At 46.6% G+C, this 18,827-nt stretch carries 15 protein-coding genes; 3 read left to right on the top strand and 12 right to left on the bottom strand.

What is annotated here, in order from left to right:
• Position 1: 1 nt before the first annotated feature.
• Together N288_RS06865 and N288_RS06860 are read right to left on the bottom strand one after the other, a co-directional pair.
• Positions 2-1,282 carry a carbohydrate ABC transporter permease gene (locus tag N288_RS06865; RefSeq protein ID WP_009794045.1) on the bottom strand — a complete coding sequence of 427 codons (1,281 nt, stop codon included), beginning with the start codon at positions 1,280-1,282 and terminating at the stop codon, positions 2-4.
• 197 nt (positions 1,283-1,479) lie between these two features.
• Entirely contained in the window at positions 1,480-2,754 is a 1,275-nt protein-coding gene (locus N288_RS06860; RefSeq protein ID WP_022543601.1) for an extracellular solute-binding protein, read from the bottom strand.
• A 327-nt stretch (positions 2,755-3,081) separates the two neighbouring features.
• On the opposite strand from N288_RS06860, the gene N288_RS06855 reads away from it, so the two are divergent.
• Both N288_RS06855 and N288_RS06850 read left to right on the top strand, forming a co-directional pair.
• Positions 3,082-4,845, top strand: coding sequence for an alpha-glycosidase (locus tag N288_RS06855; protein ID WP_035402737.1), 1,764 nt, complete (start codon positions 3,082-3,084; stop codon positions 4,843-4,845).
• 125 nt (positions 4,846-4,970) lie between these two features.
• Positions 4,971-6,338: an MATE family efflux transporter gene (locus N288_RS06850; protein WP_009794041.1), complete on the top strand. Its 1,368-nt coding sequence runs from the start codon at positions 4,971-4,973 to the stop codon at positions 6,336-6,338.
• A 35-nt stretch (positions 6,339-6,373) separates the two neighbouring features.
• Here N288_RS06850 and N288_RS06845 read toward each other — a convergent pair whose 3' ends face one another.
• The 4 genes from N288_RS06845 to asnB all read right to left on the bottom strand — a co-directional run bounded on the left by N288_RS06845 (position 6,374) and on the right by asnB (position 12,189).
• Positions 6,374-7,210 carry a phytoene/squalene synthase family protein gene (locus N288_RS06845; RefSeq protein WP_009794040.1) on the bottom strand — a complete coding sequence of 279 codons (837 nt, stop codon included), beginning with the start codon at positions 7,208-7,210 and terminating at the stop codon, positions 6,374-6,376.
• Positions 7,203-8,672, bottom strand: a complete 1,470-nt coding sequence (locus N288_RS06840) for a phytoene desaturase family protein (RefSeq protein WP_009794039.1) — start codon at positions 8,670-8,672, stop codon at positions 7,203-7,205. The genes N288_RS06845 and N288_RS06840 overlap by 8 nt, the downstream gene beginning before the upstream one ends.
• The gene (locus tag N288_RS06835) at positions 8,669-10,201 is read right to left on the bottom strand and encodes a phytoene desaturase family protein (RefSeq protein WP_009794038.1); all 1,533 of its coding nucleotides are present in this window, start codon (positions 10,199-10,201) and stop codon (positions 8,669-8,671) included. The genes N288_RS06840 and N288_RS06835 overlap by 4 nt, the downstream gene beginning before the upstream one ends.
• A gap of 140 nt (positions 10,202-10,341) precedes the next feature.
• Positions 10,342-12,189 carry an asparagine synthase (glutamine-hydrolyzing) gene (asnB, locus tag N288_RS06830; RefSeq protein WP_009794037.1) on the bottom strand — a complete coding sequence of 616 codons (1,848 nt, stop codon included), beginning with the start codon at positions 12,187-12,189 and terminating at the stop codon, positions 10,342-10,344.
• Between the two features lie 455 nt (positions 12,190-12,644).
• On the opposite strand from asnB, the gene N288_RS06825 reads away from it, so the two are divergent.
• Positions 12,645-13,211 carry a DUF2777 domain-containing protein gene (locus tag N288_RS06825; RefSeq protein WP_022543597.1) on the top strand — a complete coding sequence of 189 codons (567 nt, stop codon included), beginning with the start codon at positions 12,645-12,647 and terminating at the stop codon, positions 13,209-13,211.
• A gap of 51 nt (positions 13,212-13,262) precedes the next feature.
• On the opposite strand, the gene N288_RS06820 is transcribed toward N288_RS06825, so the two are convergent.
• From N288_RS06820 to N288_RS25070, 6 genes are all read right to left on the bottom strand, one after another.
• Positions 13,263-14,357: an ABC transporter permease gene (locus tag N288_RS06820; protein ID WP_009794035.1), complete on the bottom strand. Its 1,095-nt coding sequence runs from the start codon at positions 14,355-14,357 to the stop codon at positions 13,263-13,265.
• Positions 14,354-15,616: an ABC transporter permease gene (locus N288_RS06815; RefSeq protein ID WP_009794034.1), complete on the bottom strand. Its 1,263-nt coding sequence runs from the start codon at positions 15,614-15,616 to the stop codon at positions 14,354-14,356. The genes N288_RS06820 and N288_RS06815 overlap by 4 nt, the downstream gene beginning before the upstream one ends.
• An 11-nt stretch (positions 15,617-15,627) precedes the next feature.
• Positions 15,628-16,560: an ABC transporter ATP-binding protein gene (locus tag N288_RS06810; protein ID WP_009794033.1), complete on the bottom strand. Its 933-nt coding sequence runs from the start codon at positions 16,558-16,560 to the stop codon at positions 15,628-15,630.
• 247 nt (positions 16,561-16,807) lie between these two features.
• Positions 16,808-17,440, bottom strand: a complete 633-nt coding sequence (locus N288_RS06805; protein WP_009794032.1) for a response regulator transcription factor — start codon at positions 17,438-17,440, stop codon at positions 16,808-16,810.
• Positions 17,437-18,543 carry a sensor histidine kinase gene (locus N288_RS06800; RefSeq protein ID WP_022543596.1) on the bottom strand — a complete coding sequence of 369 codons (1,107 nt, stop codon included), beginning with the start codon at positions 18,541-18,543 and terminating at the stop codon, positions 17,437-17,439. Before N288_RS06800 ends, N288_RS06805 begins: the two co-directional genes overlap by 4 nt.
• Positions 18,544-18,616: 73 nt before the next feature.
• Positions 18,617-18,793 carry a hypothetical protein gene (locus N288_RS25070; RefSeq protein ID WP_009794030.1) on the bottom strand — a complete coding sequence of 59 codons (177 nt, stop codon included), beginning with the start codon at positions 18,791-18,793 and terminating at the stop codon, positions 18,617-18,619.
• Between the last annotated feature and the right edge of the window lie 34 nt (positions 18,794-18,827).

The following is an 18,827-nucleotide window of genomic DNA, read 5'->3' as shown; positions in this document are numbered from 1 at the left end:
ATCACATCATATCCTCCTCTTTGAAAGCTTTTGTCCTTCTGAACTGCCATAATGCCACGGAAATGACTATCGCAGATAGAATCATCGTGATGGCTGCAGCCATTCCGTACTCAGACTTCGTGACAGTCAGATTATAGATCCACGAAATCAGGATATCGGTGCCGCCTGCATTTTGATCTGAGATAGCAGGGCCGCCCATATTGAATAGATAGATAATATTGAAGTTATTAAAGTTAAAGGTATATTGCGTAATCAGGATTGGTGCGATGGACAGCATGATCAGCGGGAACGTAATATTCTTGAACTTCTGCCAAATCGTCGCTCCATCGACTGTTGCCGCTTCATAAAGCTCATCCGGTATCGCCTGCAGCACACCTGTGACCATCGCAAAAATGAACGGGAATCCAAGCCAGGTCTGGATCATGATGAGAGCGATCCTTGTCCACAGGGCCTCTGTCATCCAAGGGATCGGACCGATTCCAATGAAATCCAGGACTACGTTATTGATGGCACCGAACGTTTCATTGAACAGGCCGGAAAAAATCAGGATGGATACAAATGCCGGTACGGCCCATGGCAGGATCAGGATTGTCCTGATGATCGCTTTTCCTTTTAGATCCTTCTGGTTGACAAGTACTGCCAGGAAGACCCCAAGGGCGATCTGGAATGTTGTCGCACCGAACGTCCAGATGATCGTCCAGGCAAACACGTTTACGAAAGTATCACGCCAGATATCCAATGTGACCAGTTTGGCGAAGTTGTCTAATGCCACCCAGTCCATCAGCTTCGCTGGCCACTGATGATACAGGTTGTAGTTTGTGAACGAAAGCAAAAGCACGAACACAATCGGCAGGATGACCACGAAAACCAGCAGGAAGAATCCCGGAGTGATCATCAAGTATGGGAATCCGGAATCTATCAATGTATGATATTGCTCTTTTATCGAGCTCAGGTGCTTGCCCAAGTCCCGTTTCTTTCCATTTTTATAGGCATCGCGAATGTTGATGAACATAAATCCTGCCGCGAATAGAAGAAGGATGACGGAAATGATTCCGTATACCAGGAGGAAGATGGAATTATCCCTCGGCAGCTTTTCTCCGAGAGTGACAAGTCCCCAAAGGCCAATATTGAGGAAGTCTTTAAAAGCAACGATGAATGATAGTGTTAGAATTAAAAAGGCGATGCCTTTGACAAATTGTTTATTATACATTTGGCCAAGTCCCGGGATGATGGACAGGCCTGCAGCAATTTTCCGATGGTTTGAACGGTATGCTTCTTCCATTGAAAGGATGCCCCTTTCTATCTGATTCCCATAAAGGGCGATTTTTTTATTGATTTTTTTTGCGGCACTATTGTCTTCTGAAAGAGCCGAAGCTATGCCTGTTGGAATCTATTAAAATCCTGCTCTCTTTGACGCTTAATAAAATGGGAGGCAGTACTCCACCAAGGAGTACCGCCTTTTCCCTTTATTGCTATAGATCAGTTTCCGCTGTGGTTCGCTTCGATCTGCTGTTCAATAGTCTTCACAGCATTATCAAGCGCTTTTTTGGATTCTGATTTACCGGTAATGATTGTTTCTACCGCTTTTTTCATAGGATCCCAAACTTCAGCCATTTCCGGTACACTTGGCATTGGAACAGCATACTGTGACTGCGCCATTACTGCTGCAGCACCTTCGTTATTCTTAACGAACTCAGGATCTTCCATCAATGATTTCAATGGCGGGATCTCGCCAGTCAGCTCAAAACGCTTCTTGGCATTTTCTTCGTTTGTAATGAACTCAACGAATTTCTGGGCCCATTCCTGGTTTTTGCTGAAGTTAGTAACAAACCATCCTTTAACACCCATGAATGTCTTGACAGGCTCGCCATTTGGAAGCTTCGGCAGAGCGGCTACACCATAATCGATGCCTGCATCTTTATAATCCTGGAACGCCCATGGGCCGTTTTGGACTGCAATGGCTTTTCCTTCTTTAAAGAGGCCGTTCATATTATCGTTTGATTTTTCTCCGATGATTCCTTTAGGGAATAATCCTTCTGCGTACCACTTTTTGATATAATCTGCTGCTTCTACAGAAGCATCGTTATTCAGGCCGATATCAGTCACGTCCACTTTGCTGTCTTTCTCGCCGAATACATATCCGCCGAACCCGGAGAATACGCCGTGTGCATGATAGAAGTCATCCCAGATTGCAAGGAATCCGTAGTTTCCGTCTTTTGTTACTTCCTGAGATTTAGTATAGAGATCTTCCAGGTTTTCCGGAACTTCAGGAAGCAATGCTTTGTTGTAAATGAAAACCGGTGTTTCAGTAGCTTTCGGAAGTCCGTAAAGCTTGCCTTCATATTTCAGGGCTTCTACTGAAGAGCTTGTAAATTGGTCAAGGATCTCGTCGCTTACTTCAAGTTCCTTAATATACCCTTTTACCATCGCAGGGCCAGTGCCGTCATGAGACATTGTGATAACATCCGGCGCATTGGCTGTGTTGCCATCCAGGGCAAGGTTTTCCTGCATCTTTGTTATATTCAATTCTTTGAATTCAATTTTGATGCCGTGTTCTGCTTCAAACTTGTCTGCCGCATCTTTAAGAGCGACTCCTTTATCTGTATCTTCCCAGACAATCAGCTTTTCAGGTTTGTCTGAGCCGCCTTCTGTTTTTTCTCCTGCAGTGCCTGTTTCTTCATCTTTAGGACCGCAAGCAGCCAGCACTCCAAAAACCAGGACAATCATCATAAATAATGATAAAGCCTTCTTCATTTTGACCCCTCCAAAGAAATTATATTTTTCTAGTACAACCGTTTGCACAAATCGCTGCATAAAAGACAACTGAAAGCGTTATCAGGCCATTCAAAAAAAATAACCGCTGAAGACCTTCGGGACAGCCGCCTGTGAAAACGATTGCACAAACTTTAACTTTATTATACTTGCTATTTTCATTTTGACAACCCCCTTTTTTAACATTATCGCTAAAAAGTTTATATCTGATATAAGAGCTCCAGCTTGAATGAAAGCCTGTTCTTTGATAAATTTTAAAAAAGTCAACTTGCGATGCAATCGATTGCACAAGAGAGGGGAAAATTTATGCTGGAAAGGTCGTCAATATTTCACCAGCCTGCTGACAGCTTTGCGTATGCCTATAGCGAAAACATACTCCATATCAGGCTGAAAGCCAAGAAAGGCAATATCGAGGAAGCTGAACTTATTTACGGAGACCAATATGAATGGAATGAAGATGGCTGGGTAAGCCGCCGGATCCCGATGAAAAAAACGGGATCAGACCAATTATTTGATTACTGGCTGGCTGAGCCCGAGCCAGAGTTTAAAAGGACAAGATACGGCTTTTGCCTGAAGTCAGGAGACGAGCAGGCCGTTTATACAGAAAAAGGCTTTTTTGACTCCCTTCCTGAAGATCCCGGCAGCCTCTTCTGCTTCCCGTACCTGCATGCAAGCGAGGTTTTCAGGGCTCCGGAATGGGTGAAGGATACGGTATGGTACCAGATTTTCCCTGAAAGATTCGCTAATGGTGATGAATCTTTAAATCCACCGGATACAAAGCCGTGGAGAAGCGAGGAGCCCAAACCTGATAATTTCTTTGGCGGTGATTTCCAGGGAATCATTGACCATATAGATTATCTTGCCGGACTGGGTATTACCGGGATTTACTTCACACCCATATTCAAGGCATACTCCAATCATAAATATGATACAATAGATTATTATGAAATCGATCCCCAGTTCGGAGATAAAGAAACTTTCCGCGAACTTGTGAAGATTTGCCATGACAAAGGAATCAAAGTTATGCTCGATGCTGTCTTTAATCACAGCGGATATCAATTCCCCCCCTTCCAGGATCTTCTGGAGAACCAGGGGGATTCCCAATATAAAGATTGGTTCCATGCTGGAGAATTTCCGCTGGAAGGCGGAGAACGTCCAAACTATTCCACCTTTGCGTTTGTCGAGTCCATGCCAAAGCTCAATACGCAAAATCCGGAAACAAAGGAATACCTCCTGGAGGTCGGGCGCTATTGGGTCCGGGAATTCGATATCGATGGCTGGCGACTGGATGTTGCCAATGAAATCGATCATCAGTTCTGGCGCGAATTCCGTGCTGAAGTGAAGAGCATCAAACCGGATCTTTATATCCTCGGGGAAATCTGGCATGATAGCATGCCTTGGCTCAGGGGCGACCAGTTCGATGCTGTAATGAATTACCCATTCCTGACAAATGTTCATAATCTGTTTGCTAAAGAAGCAATCAGCCCCCGCCAATTTGCGGAGAATATGGTCTCTGTTATCCATATGTATCCTGATAATGTTAACGAGGCTGCTTTCAACCTGGCTGGAAGCCATGATACCCCGAGGGTTCTGACGGAGTGCGGGGGTTCGCTTGAAAAGGCAAAGCTGATATTCACATTTATGATGACCTATATCGGAACCCCTTGCATTTATTATGGAGATGAAGTGGGACTTTCCGGCGGCATGGACCCGGGATGCCGGGAATGCATGCCATGGGATGAAGAAGAATACAGTATGGAAATGTACGAACATACAAAGAAGCTTATCCAATTGCGCAAATCAGAGCCCCTGCTGGCAAATGAGGGAGTTCTGGAATTTCTTGAGCTTCCTGAGGAGAGTACAGTTGCTGCATTTGCCAGAAGTTCGGGTAACAGGAAGATTGTCATCCTCTTGAATGCTTCAAGTGAAGAAGCATCATTCTCCCTCCCTTTTCCTTTAAAAGGGAAAAAAATCACCGATCTGCTGACAGAGGAAGAATATGCGGCTGAAGCAGATTCCCTGTCTGCCGTATTGGAAGGCTACGGGGCTGCCATATTGTCCTTTGAGCTATAAAATTTCAAACCAACATTTATAAGGCTGGCACTTCTGCCAGCCCTTTCTTTGCGCATAATGACTTCCCGGGGGAGGCACTCTTTTATCTCAAAGAATCACACCGCATTGTTTAGGAGATATGTAAAATGAAACAACCGAAAAAGAACTTAACTTTATTTGCCCTCACCTGGCCTATTTTCATTGAAATACTGCTTCATATGCTGATGGGGAATGCTGATACGCTTATGCTGTCCCAGTATTCCGATAACTCTGTTGCTGCTGTAGGGGTTTCAAACCAAATTCTGTCACTCATCATCGTGATGTTTGGATTTGTAGCAACAGGCACCTCCATCCTGGTTGCCCAGAACCTGGGTGCAAAACAGCTTGGGAAAGCCGGTGAAATATCGGTGGTGTCCCTTGGGACCAACCTTTGCTTCGGCATACTGCTCAGTGCAGTCCTGATTATTTTTGGCAAGCCCATGCTGAAGCTGATGGATCTTCCCTCGGAACTGATGGATGAAGCAAATGTTTATCTTGTGATCGTCGGCGGCTTTTCCTTTGTCCAGGCACTCATCATGACCATTGGGGCCGTCATCAGAAGCTACGGATTTACAAGAGATGTTATGTATATAACCATCGGGATGAATATACTGAATGTCATCGGAAATTACCTTTTCATCTTCGGACCTTTTGGGATTCCTGTACTGGGCGTAGAGGGCGTGGCCATTTCTACTGCAGTCAGCAGAACGATCGGCCTTGCTGCTTCCATCCTGGTCCTGATTAAGCGTACGGAAGGAGAACTGCCCTTCAGGCTCCTTTTCCGCTTCCCGAAGGAACATCTGCGGAACCTCCTGCAAATCGGCATCCCTTCTGCTGGCGAACAGCTGTCTTATAACGCCTCTCAGATGGTCATCACCTATTTTGTGGCAATGATTGGGACAGAAGCTTTGACGGCAAAGGTTTATGCCCAGAATCTGATGATGTTCATTTTTCTATTCAGCCTCGCCATCAGCCAGGGAACCCAGATTATGATCGGGCACATGATCGGGGCAAGAGAATTTGCATCAGCCTATCAAAGGTGCATCAGAAGCTTGAAGCTCGCAATTGCGATTTCAGTGGGAGCAGCTGTCGTTTTCACCTTTTTCTCAGACTCATTGCTGGGAATCTTTACGGACAATCAGGATATCATCAAAGTTGGAAGCACGCTGATTCTTTTGACCATCATCCTTGAACCCGGCCGTTCCTTCAATCTGGTCGTCATCAGCTCGCTAAGGGCGGCTGGCGATGTAAAGTTCCCTGTCTATATGGGCATCCTGTCCATGTGGGGTGTGTCTGTCACCATTTCTTATATCGCCGGGATCCATTTTGGACTCGGGCTTATTGGGGTATGGATCGCCTTCATTGCAGATGAATGGCTGAGGGGCATCCTTATGCTTTGGCGTTGGCGCTCCAAAGTATGGATGGAAAAATCGTTCATCGGCAGGGCCGGCAAGGAGGAAGAAGCTGCCGGCTAAAGAGACAGCAAGGCCTGGCGGCAGCCAGGCCTTTCTTATATTGTAGCGAGGAGCCTTGCTTTTTCTTCCTTCGTCACATAATTTCTTGCTCCAAATGAGTTATATCCGTTCTTCCGGATTTTATTAAGGATGGCCCTGTAAAGGACGGCAGCACCCTTGACTGGTGTCCTGGAAGAAGGAGGATACAAGTGGATCGTTTCCAGCGCTTCTTCATAATATTGCTCGGCGATTTTCGCCAGCTCCTCGAACAGACCGAAAAAAGCGGCATTCAGCTGGCCTGACTGCAGTTCTTCCTCCTTATATCCGTGCTTCTCCATCAATGCTGCAGGAAGATAAACCCGATCTCTTTTGAGGTCATCTCCAATATCGCGAAGTATATTGGTAATCTGCATAGCCTGCCCCAGCTTAATGGCGCCATGCTTCAGCTGTCCCGCATTTTCAGGCGCAAGGACAGGAAGCAGCATCAGGCCGACCGTACTCGCCACATGATAGGAATAGTGAAGAAGTTCATCGACAGTATAATATCTTGATTTGTATAAATCCATCTTCTGACCTTCAATCATTTCAAAGAAAGGAGTGCTGTCCATGTCAAAGCTGACAAACACATCTCTGAGAGCCGTCCACAGCATAACATCTTGATGGGGCAGCCCGCCTTCGAGGAATACGGCAAATTCTTTTTCAAAAGCAGCCACCTCTTCCTCTGGACACGATCCTTCATCCACAATATCATCAACCCTGCGGCAAAAAGCATAAATGGCCCAGACAGCCCTTTTTTTCTCAGGCGGCAAGAAAGAAAAAGCCCGGTGAAATGTGGCTGAATTCTTTTTAATGACCTCTTCACAATATTGATAGGCCGCTGCAGCTTTATCCAACGATCGACACTCCTTCCGTTTGTGAATTCTTCTTATGCTCATGCTTTATATGGTCAGCCAGCATTTTTGCTCCCTGGAGGACAATAGGAATCCCCCCGCCAGGATGGACGCTCGCACCGACCGCATAGATGTTCTTTTCCTTGAAAGGCTTCAGCTGAGGGCGGAAGATACCTGACTGGAACAGGGAAGGAGCTATCCCAAAGCTTCCTCCTCCATACAGTCCCTCGCGGAGAGCATCCTCAGGAGTCCTGATCTTCATCCATTCTATATGTTCCCGCAGACCGGGGAAGCTATCCTTTTCAATCCGGCTGATGATCCTGTCGACATACTCATCCTTGCTGCTCCAGTCGATATGTTCTCCTGATGGAGCGGGTATGAGTACATAAAGGACGCTTTTCCCTTCAGGGGCAAGGGAATCATCGATCGCTGAAGGATAGAATGTATAATAAGAGGGATCATCCGGAAGCTGCTGCTGTTTGAAGATCTCCTCCATGCTTTTATTGAAATCACGGCCGATGAAAAACTGGTGGACCATCGCTTCTTCATAAACCTTCCCGATCCCGAAATATAGAAGCAGGCAGCCGGAGGAGGCTTTATAATTCTTCCTGCGGTCCAGCAGCTCTTTTTCCGCTACAGGAAAATCTCCGTTGAGGATAAAGGAGTCGTATTTTTCTTCCTCTCCATTGACGATGGCTCCCTTGGCCTCCCTGCCATCAGTGAGCAGCTTTTCAACACGGCTCCCAAGGCGGATTTCTATTCCCTTCTTCTTAAGCAGTTCTTCAAGCTTTCCAATCAGGCTGGCATAACCCCCTTTCACATAAAAAATGCCATGCTTGTGCTCACTATAAGACACAAGACTGTAGATGGCAGGGGTGCTCAGCGGATTGCCCCCGATATATAAGGTCTGGAGAGCATAGGCAATCCTCAGTCTTTCATCCTTGAAATAAGATGAAAGCTGTTTATCGACACTTTTGTGGGCGTTCATTCTCGCTAAAGAGGAAAGTGTCTCTTTATTCCAGAAGTCTCCCTTCTCCAAAAAAGGGCGTTCAAGAAACTGAGGCCTGCCCGTATGGAAACGATAGTCCATATCCTTCATAAACCTTTGAAACCCCGCGAGGCTTTCAGGGAATTTCCGGCTTATTTCCCGTTCCTGCTCGCCTATGTCAGCATGCTTGGTATAATCGGTTCCGTCCGGAAAAGTAATTTTATAGAGCGGATCCAGCCTTATCATTTCATACTGATCCCTCCCAAGCCCTGCTTCTGCCAGGATACTTTCAATCATATCAGGAAGCAGGACGATTGTTGGCCCCTGATCGATCCGGAAGCCGTCTTCCTCCATAAATGCAAGCCTTCCTCCAAGCTTATTTTCCTTTTCTAAGATGACGACTTCATGGCCATCGTCTGCCAGCAGCAGTGCAGATGTCATACCGCCGATCCCTCCGCCGATAACCGCCGTTTTCATAATGCTTCCTCCAGTCCCGGCAAGCTGCGGCCATCTTGTTCCGGCAATTCCAGCCCGTCTTTTTCCAGTATCATTTTTGCCGTAATCCTCGCCGACTCCAATATGGTCGGCAGCCCGCTGCCAGGGTGGGTCCCTCCGCCGACCAGCCATGTATTCCCCGCTTCCTCAAATCGGTTATGCGGCCTCAGCACCATCATTTGTGAAAGCTGATGCCCAAGATTAAAGGTCGCGCCTTTATAGACATGCAGATCTTCTTCCCAATTTTTAGGACTGATGATTTTTTCAAATTCGATATGATCCCTTAAGCCTTTAAAGCCGGTCTTCCTTTCTACAATATCCAGAACAAGATTCCTGAACTCTTCCTGCCTGCTGTCCCATTCAACGCCGCTGAAGTTATTCGGAACAGGTGCAAGGATATAAAGTGCTGATTTCCCTTCCGGCGCCAGTGTCGGATCTGTGGCAGATGGATTCTGGATATAGATGGAAGGGTCTCCGGACAAGCTGAGTGTTTTCGTAATTTCTTCTACATTCCTTTTGTAATCCCCGGCAAAGCAGATGGTGTGGTGCGGGAGGTCATACTGCTTATCGAGCCCGAGGTAAATCATGAACGTTGAACAGGAATATTTCTTTTTTTCGAGTTTGCGGGTTTTATATTTTTTCAGGCTTCCCTCATTCAGGATCGTGCTCATCGCTTTGGCAAAATCGGCATTGATGATGACTTCATCAGCAGGTACCTTCTCACCTGATTCCAGGATGATGCCCCTGCTGTCACGGCCTTCCATCCAAAGGCTCTTCACGCCCTTGCCGAGATGGATCCTGCCCCCGTGCTCCATGGTGACTTTTGCCATCGCTTCGGGCAGCTGGTTCAAGCCTCCGATCGGATGGTAGATCCCATACTCATGCTCCATAAAGGAAAGGATCGAAAAAGCGCCAGGGCATTCCCAGGGAGACATCCCGAGATATTTAGATTGGAAAGTAAAGGCGAGCCGAAGCGTTTCACTGTCAAAATAACGGGAAAGCACATCATACAGGCTCTTTCCAAGAGAAAGCTCAGGCAGCGCTTTAATGACCTTCCAGCTTAAATAATGCCGGTACCTGTCCATCCGTGATTGCAGGATGGGCATCAATGCTGACATTTTCCTCTCTGTATCTTCCATGAAACGGAGATAGCCGCTGCCGTTCCCTGGAAACTTTTCTTCTATTCTGCGGACCATTTCATTCCGGTCGCTTGTCATATGAATTCCAGTATCCTCAAAGACCAGTTCATACATCTCTTTTAATTCCTTAAGGTGCAGATAATCAGAGAGTCTTCGGCCGCTGGCTGCGAAAAGCTCTTCAGCAATATGGGGCATACTGAGAAAAGTAGGCCCGATGTCAAAAGTAAAACCGTTCTTCTTTATGCTCCCTGTCCTGCCCCCCAGATATGACTGCTTCTCATAGACATCCACCTCATATCCCCGGCTGGATAGGAGCATGGATGCAGCGAGCCCCCCGGGTCCGGCCCCGATGATTACGATTTTTTTAGCCATCTTCTGGCCTCCTTTTAAATTCCGATATTATACAATAGTTATACAAACATTATACAGAGATACTTTGAAACTGGCAATCTTTAAGGTATCAGGTCTCTTCGGATACAAAGAAAAGAACCTGCAAAAAGCAGGCTCCAGGGTCAATCAGCAATATTAATGTTGTATTCTTTAAACCATATTTCCATCTGGACAAGATGGGCAAGAAGCTGGGGCCCTGTCATCAGCTGGCCGAACCATGGCTCCTGGAAGGAATTCCCCTCTGTTTCGGTTATGTTCTTCAACTGTTCTGCATCAAAGAATTCATACAGGGCAGAGCTTCTGTCTGCCAGTATTTCGGAGAGCATGCCCTTTACAGCTTTCGTATACTCAGGATTATGGGTTTTCGGATACGGGCTCTTTTTGCGGTATAAAACCTCATCCGGAAGGATCCCTTCAAGAGCCTTGCGCAGGATTCCTTTTTCCCGGCCGCCGAGCATCTTCATCTCCCATGGGATATTCCATGCATATTCGACCAGCCTGTGGTCAGCAAACGGGACCCTTACCTCAAGGCTCGCTCCCATGCTCATCCTGTCTTTGCGGTCCAGCAGCGTCGTCATGAACCAGATCTTATTGAGGTAGAAAAGCTCCCTCCTTCTTGCCTCCTGAGCGGTTTCCCCTTCAAGCACAGGCGTCTCAGCAACGGTTTCCCTGTACTTGCTGTGCATATATTCTTCAAGCTGGAGCTTCTCCCTCCAATGCGGCTTCAGCAATTGCTGTCTTTCCCGGATCGAACGCATCCAAGGAAAGCCGCTGCGGTTCAAATCATCCTGGCGGTGAAACCAGGGATAGCCACCGAATATCTCATCAGCGCATTCACCTGAAAGACTTACGGTAAAATCCTGTTTGATTTTTTTACAGAACCACAGGAGAGAGGAATCGACATCAGCCATTCCCGGCAGATCCCTGACAAGGACAGCTTCCCTCAAATGTTCTGCCAGTTCGCATTGAGAGATAATGCTCGTGTGATGGATGGTCTGGAATTCTTCGGTCATCTTCCTGATAAAAGCTCCGTCAGAGTTAGGCTGGAATTCATTTGCCTTAAAGTGTTTATCATTATCTTCATAATCGATGGAATAGGTGTGCAGCGGCCCTTTTCCCTCTTCTTCATAGGCACGGGAAGCTACCGCAGTAATGGCACTCGAATCGACCCCGCCAGACAGGAAGGTGCATAACGGCACATCTGACACGAGCTGCCTTGTGACAGCATCTGTAAATAAATGCCTCACCTTTTCAGCTGTTTCCTCCAGATTGTCCGTATGCTCCGCACTTTTCACATTCCAATAGCGCCAGATTTTTTGCCCTTCCCTTGATAATGCCAGCGCATGGGCTGGCCTAAGCTCTTTTATTCCTCTAAAGACTCCGCTGCCAGGGGAACGGGACGGCCCGAGGCCGAATACTTCAGCCAGCCCTTCACGGTCAATCTCAGTACGCACTTCCGGATGGGCCAGGATCGCTTTAAGCTCAGAGCCGAAAATGATCCCCTTTGCAGTTTCTTTATAAAAAAGCGGTTTAACGCCCAGACGGTCTCTTGCAATAAACAGGCGATTTTCCTCCTCGTCCCATACGGCAAAGGCAAATATCCCATTCAAGTGCTCCAGGCAATTTTCTTTCCATTCTATATAAGCTGTCAGCAGAACTTCTGTATCAGAATGAGTGCTGAAAGAATATCCTTTTATAAGGAGTTCTTTTCGGATATCTTCTGTATTATAAAGCTCGCCATTATAGCAAATTGTATAAACGCTGCCTTTTGCCTGCCTGGACATCGGCTGTTTGCCGCCGGCAGGATCAACGACGGATAGCCGTTTATGGCCAAATCCCGCATGGATACCGGTCCATACGTTTGTGTCATCCGGCCCGCGCTTTGCAAGTGTTTCCGCCATTTTCCCGACTGCTGCAGCCTCTTTTCGCAAATCTCTGCTAAAATCAATCCAGCCCGTTATCCCACACATTCTTCATCATCCTTTCGTCAGCGGAAATCAGGTAACATCCTTTTGCATGATGCCATTGTATGCAGGGCCTAGGAAATGGTTAATTGTCCCGTAAGGATGATTATTCAAAAATAATAATGTCAGAAAATCTGACCATCTTATTGATTTAGGCAGAGATACAGAACCGCTTTAATAGAAAGTTAGGTTTGCCGCATTACGCTTGCCTCCTTTTTCATGAACTCCTATTATTATTTCTGCCCTTTGAGGGCTTCATGAACATTCTTAAGGATCCAATGTAAATATATAAACTATTCAAGTATACTGATTGGCTATTTTTTTACCTGTGATCTTAACATTCACCAGGACTCCTGCCAGTACGATAGTCAGCGATTTTCATTCTTTGGAAGAGCTTAAGGTTATAAATTCCTGACTTTATGTCTAAAAAGGATGTTGAAGGAATCATATGGAGGTACAAGATGAACAGACAGCAGCGAACCAAACTCTATGAGTTCCAAACCCGGGCATTCACGCTTGGCACAGTCGAATGCATCAACGAGCAGTGGGTTTTTTTCGATGAAGAAACAGAAGAAGCCTCAATATTGGATGAATTCCTCCATCAGGAAATAGAAGTATTGCGGTATAAGCGGTGGAAAAAAGGTGTCTTATTTGAAAATGGGCGAATCGGACTTGCGGATGAAGTGATTTCACTGAAAAACCAGGACAGCATCCGGATGAAAAAACACCTCACCTTCTCTCTCGAAAGATTGCTGGATGAAGTGAATGATGATGCCTTTTATCAATTTGTCACCACCTTGAATTCACTTCAATTCTCAATCTTCGACTGCATTTACTGCTATAACCACTTGAACTTCCTGAATGACAGCGAGCGGAAAAACGGAGTCAACTTCATTGTTTTTGATAACCAGGAATGTATCTGCAATGTCCAGCACCATTTCTGCTATTACGAAAAAAAGAGCGACCGGTTCGAATTCACACTCAACACAGGAAAAAGACTCGTTATTGAAAAGATTACTCCTTCTTAGAAATAAAGGCATGGATTTGAATAATCCATGCCTCTTCTATCTTCTCTTCCCTCATACATGTCTCTTCTCAATCAGCCTTATCCCAAGCCCCATGAGGATTACGCCCATCAATAGGAGAATCGCTACTGGATTAAGCATATCCAGGATTGAGTTGCCGGACACTACAGCTCCCTTCATCATCTCCATTCCATAAGTAATGGGTATGAAGCGCGAAATGCCGATAAGCAGCTCCGAGCTGACAATTTCAATCGGCCAGTACGCCCCCCCGAGCATAGCAAAGCTGACGCTGATCAAAGGAATGATGCTGTTGAACTGGCTCATTGTTTTTACGAGCCCCGTCAGGAAAATGGAAAGCGCGACAATGGAAAACAGATACGGAATCACAGCGATCAGCACCGTCCCGAACCTTCCATTAAAATCGATACCTGCACCGAATTTAAAGACAAGAAACACAAAAATTATTTGGATGTACCCAACTAAAAAGCTCCAAAGCAGATTCGCCATGTACATTTCCGCTTTAGACGTCGGTGATAAGATGAACCGGTCCCACAGTCCGGACTGCTTATCCCGAAGGATCTCGGCAACAGTAAAAGCCACCGTATAAATGGAAAAGAATAAAGTAAAGCCGAATAAAGACTGCAGCGGCTGGCTGTATTCAGCAGCATCTTTCTGATTGAAAGAGGATAGGCCAAGCTGAAAGGCCGGTTCTTTTTCCGCCTTCTGAAAGACCTTTTCAGCAGCTTCCGGATCGTCAGCAAGCTGGACAATCTGCTGTTCCTGCACTGATTTCATATAATAGCGTCCGATATACTGATTCAGCAGCTGCAGATTTTGCGAAGCCCCCGCATGGTAAATTACATAGGAATCCTGACCAAGCTCCAAGGCAGCCTCCGCGTTTCCTTCAGCCACTTTCTTCTTTGCCTCGTCTTCAGTCTGCAGGACGAACGAGAAAGTATCTCCATTGTTCAACTCTTCTATGATTTCCTCATTGCTTCCATCTGCCGAAGAATACATCGGAATCTCTATTTTCACAAATGCGGACTGCCCGGTAAGATAGGCAAACGCCATGCAGATGATCGTAGAGGCAATTAAAGCACCAGGATTCCTCAATGTCAGGAGGATCTTCCCCCATAGCATTCCAATCATGCCGCCTCCCCCTTTCTAGGCTGCAACAGCAGTGCAGCGAACAGCAGTATGGCAGAAAATACAGCAAGGGACCAGAGCTGGCCGGCCGTTTCTCCAAGCGGATAGCCCTGAAGGATTTTCATGTAAGCTGATATCCCCGCTCCCCCGGGCGAATAAGACCCAAGACTTTCAAAAATGCCGCCCAGCTGGGAAACAGGAAAAAAGCTCCCTCCCACAAAAGCAAATACAGGGACAAGAAAATTGCCAAACACCCGGCCGGCCCTTTCTGAACTGCTTCGATAGTTTACTGCAGAAAGCAGGCTGGCAAAACTTCCAATCATGATAGAAATGACGCCTGTAATGATCAGATAGTCCATGATATCAGGATAAGACACATCAAAAAAGAGTGCCGACAGGCCGAAAAGAATATTCAGCTGCAAAAAACAAACGATGGCCGCAGCAGAAAAGATGCCTGAAAAGAAAATAGAATTGGGAACATCCGCAAGAAGAATCCTGTTGTAAAGATGTTCTTCCTTCTGGGTATAAGCAAAGCTGGCTGCCGTGGTTGCCACGTAGAAGACAAACATCATACTCATTCCAATGGCATAATAGCTGACAGAGCTGACATCCTTTACTTTGCTGACAGATTCAATTGCGCCAAGTTCATGGATGCCAGCCTCCTTGATATCAACAGCTGAAATCCCAAGCGTCTGGATTCCCTGCCATAAGGAGATCTGCTCCTGGAAATTGGCCAGAAAATCACGTATTACCCCAGCCCTGAGTGCATCTGAATCATTCAGCTGCAATTCAAGCTCCGGAAGGTCACCTTCCTTCAACAGGCTGTGCCGGTAATAATCTGTGGTAAAGCCTGACGGAATCGTCAGCAGCGCGCTGTATTCCTCCTGGCGCTCTGAATCCAGCTCCTCTGAAATATAATCCACGCCGATGCTCCGGCTGAATTCTTCATCGCCGAAAACTTCCTCAATCAATATGGCAGCAGGGTTGAACATTTCCACTGCATTTACAGCTTCTTCCTTCGCTTCATCGGGCATAGGGAAATTCTTTATCATGGCGGCTGCTTCTGCGGCACCAGCTTCATAATCATCCTGGACCCATACTGCAAGCTTGATATCAAGATCCGGGATTTCATCGCTGTTCAGCGCTCCGAGCGCATTCCCCAGGATGCAGATCAATACAAACGGCATCAGAAGAAGGATGATCAGTTCACGCGGCTTGCGCCAAAAAAGCAGGAGATCCTTTTTGATCATTTGAAAAAGCATATCCTTCCCCCCTAATCCCTGAGCTGCCGTCCGGTCAGATGCAGGAATACATCTTCAAGGGTAGGCAGTTCTATATTGACAGCTGTTACAATTGTGCCGGTTTGCTCAGCTGAACGGAATATATCCTTCAGCAGATGGACCTGTTTAGGAACGATGATGGTCGCAGTCTGCTCTTGTACAGACAGCTGCCTGATTGCGGCATGGTCCTCCAGCAGGCGGATGAATTCCCCTCTCATCAGGTCAACCTTTATATTGATTGCCTGTTCAGCAGAGAGGATGCTTTTTATTTCATCCTTTGTCCCGGAAGCGATGATTTCCCCATGGTCCATGATGTAGATCCTGTCGCACAGATATTCCACCTCTTCCATGTAATGGCTCGTATACAGGACAGTCATATTCTTTTCCCTGTTGAGCCGCTTTACAGTATCAAGAATATAATTCCTGGACTGGGGATCGATGCCTACGGTAGGTTCATCCATAATGACCAATTCTGGTTCATGCAGGAGCGCAGCACCGATATTCAGGCGCCGTTTCATGCCTCCTGAAAATGTTTTTACCAAATCCTTTTCCCGGTCCTCAAGGCCGATCATTTCCAGTACTTCTTCTGTTTTTTGTTTTAGCCTCTGTTTGGGCAAACGGTGGATCCTCCCAAAGAATTCAAGGTTCTCCCTTGCCGTCAGTTCATTATAAAGAGCAATTTCCTGCGGGACGACCCCGAGGATATTCCTTAGTCCGGACGGCTTCTGGAGGATGCTTTCATTTTTGACCCTTACATCCCCGCTCGTTGGCGATGTAAGGGATGAAATCATCGATATGGTTGTTGATTTGCCCGCCCCATTCGGGCCAAGGAGCCCTACAGTTTCTCCTTTTTCCAGATATAAATTCACGCCATTCACTGCGGTTTTATTCTTAAATTTCTTTATAAGCTCTACAGCCTCCAGCATTCCATCTCCCCCTTATTACCTTCAATATACAGCTTCAATGGAAGGCCGCACTACTGTCTTCCGTCATTAAAACCAGCCTCCCGATGTGACCTCCGTCACTTTTCAAGGAGATTTCCGATAAACAGGCATGGAAAAGGGGCTATCCCTATAGCCCCTGGTTTTTTTCGCAATATATTGCAGAATGAGGCAAACTAGAGACTGGCCCGCCATCCCTGTCCATACTTGTTTTAGAAAACATCTGCCAATCTTAGAGAATATCATTCTTGACTGCAAAAATCGCAAGCTGTGTCCGGTCCCGCAGATCCAGCTTCTGCAGAATCTGGGTCAAATGATTTTTTACTGTTCCCACTGACAGATACAGCTCATTTGCTATTTCCTTATTAGTTTTTCCATGCCCGATTAGCCTGGCAATATCACGTTCCCTGGGAGTAAGCGGAACTTCTGCCTCTTCGTGGCATGAATGGTCCAGAAGCTTCGGCATAACTTTAGCCGCAACCTGTTCGTGGATGCTGATGCCGCCTTCCAGGCAGCTCCTGATTGATTGCAGCAGGCGGGGTCCGTCAGAGGTTTTCAGCAAAAACCCATTTGTTCCCTCCCTTAAAGTCTGCAGTGCATAATCTTCGTCATTGAAAGTAGTCAAAATCAGTATCTTTACGGCTGGCCACCTTTTTCTGATCATCCTGGTCGCTTCTATGCCATTCATGACGGGCATTTGGATGTCCATCAGGATAATGTCAGCTCCATGGGATTCCATCTTTTCTATCGCTTCCTGGCCGTTTTCCGCTTCACCGGCTACAGAAAAGGCACCATCCTGTTCAATGATCATCCTCAGCCCTTGCCTGACAATCACTTGATCTTCAACTATTAATATCCTATTCAATTTTTATCCCCCTTTACAGGAATGGACCCCATGATGACAAACTGGCTGCCATCACAATAGATCTGGACAGTGCCTCCTGCCACATGGACCCTTTCCCTGATGCTTTTAAGGCCAAAGCTTTCGTGAATGGGGCCTGGGCTATGAAAGGCATTCCTGATTTCAAAGGATACCCCCCCAACAGAGGAGACACCCAGAATGACATCAACTTCTCTAGATTCGCTGTATTTAAGGCAGTTCGTCAAAGCCTCCTGAATGATCCGATATAAAGCTATGCTATGTATATTAGGAAGGACAAGGCTTAAGACCCCTTGCTTTGTTGTAAAACGGATCCGCAGGCTGCTTTCGCTCTCCAGCTTCCTCACCAGCTGGATGATGGCAGGGATTCCTTCAATCGCCTCTGATTTAAGGGCCCGTACTGCCCGCCTTGTTTCCTCCAGGCATTCCTCCACTGAATGCTTCATTCTGGCAATGCTGGTGTTATGCTCCTTAAGCAGCATGCTCTGCATTTCCATTCCCAGCGCTGTCAGCTTATGTCCGACAGAATCATGGATATCACGTGCAATTCTTGTCCTTTCTTCTGCCCTTGCTGCCCCTTCATTCTTAAGAGCCACCCGTTTGGCCTTCCGGTATTCTTCAAGCACCTGATCAAAAAGCTCCCTTAGCTCCTCAAGTCTGCAGCGCGCCGAATTCAGCCCGATGCAGGCGGCATATCCCACGCTCAGTGCGGCAATGGCCAGCGTGACCGCTATGACGGAAGGCCTGAGGAAAATCATGGTGAAGGCCGCCAGTAAGGCTGTTCCGCCCAGAAGGCTGTAAAAAGCGGCCGGCCGGATCGACTGGGCTGCTTCGTACAAGTAAAAAATCGCGGCCAACAGCAGAAAAGGCCATGCAGACCTATCCAAGTAAATGGCAATCAGAGGGAGATTGAGCATCATCAAGGAATAAAGGATGAGCTTCCTTTCAGTGACTGCAAGCAGGAAATAAGCTGCGAAAGATAAGGAACAGCTGAAAAGATAAATGGGGCGGGCTGTGTTTTCAATGAAAAAGAACAGACCGGCCCAAATAGCCGCCATAATCAGGAATCGTATATAAAAAGGTATCATCCGGTCCTCCTTCAAACTCAAGTACTACAGCCTGGACGGCCGATCAGACAGCAGCACCATGTCCAAAAAGTTTTCAAAACCCGTCAGGATTTTTTCCGGCTGCTTCCTCATTTTCTCGCTTTTTTATAGCTTCGAGCACTTCTTTCTGGGACAAAACCGGATGGCTGCTATACTTTCCGAATGCCTGGACAGCATAAGTGATTACAATCAGCACAACAATAAGAATGATCAAGATCCATGCTCCTGACATACTTCTCCCCCCTATACGGATCCAGTTCTTTGAA

Origin of the sequence: Bacillus infantis NRRL B-14911, assembly GCF_000473245.1 — a bacterium.
GTDB classification, from domain to species: Bacteria; Bacillota; Bacilli; order Bacillales; family Cytobacillaceae; genus Bacillus_AB; species Bacillus_AB infantis.
This window is presented reverse-complemented; position numbering and strand designations above follow the sequence as displayed.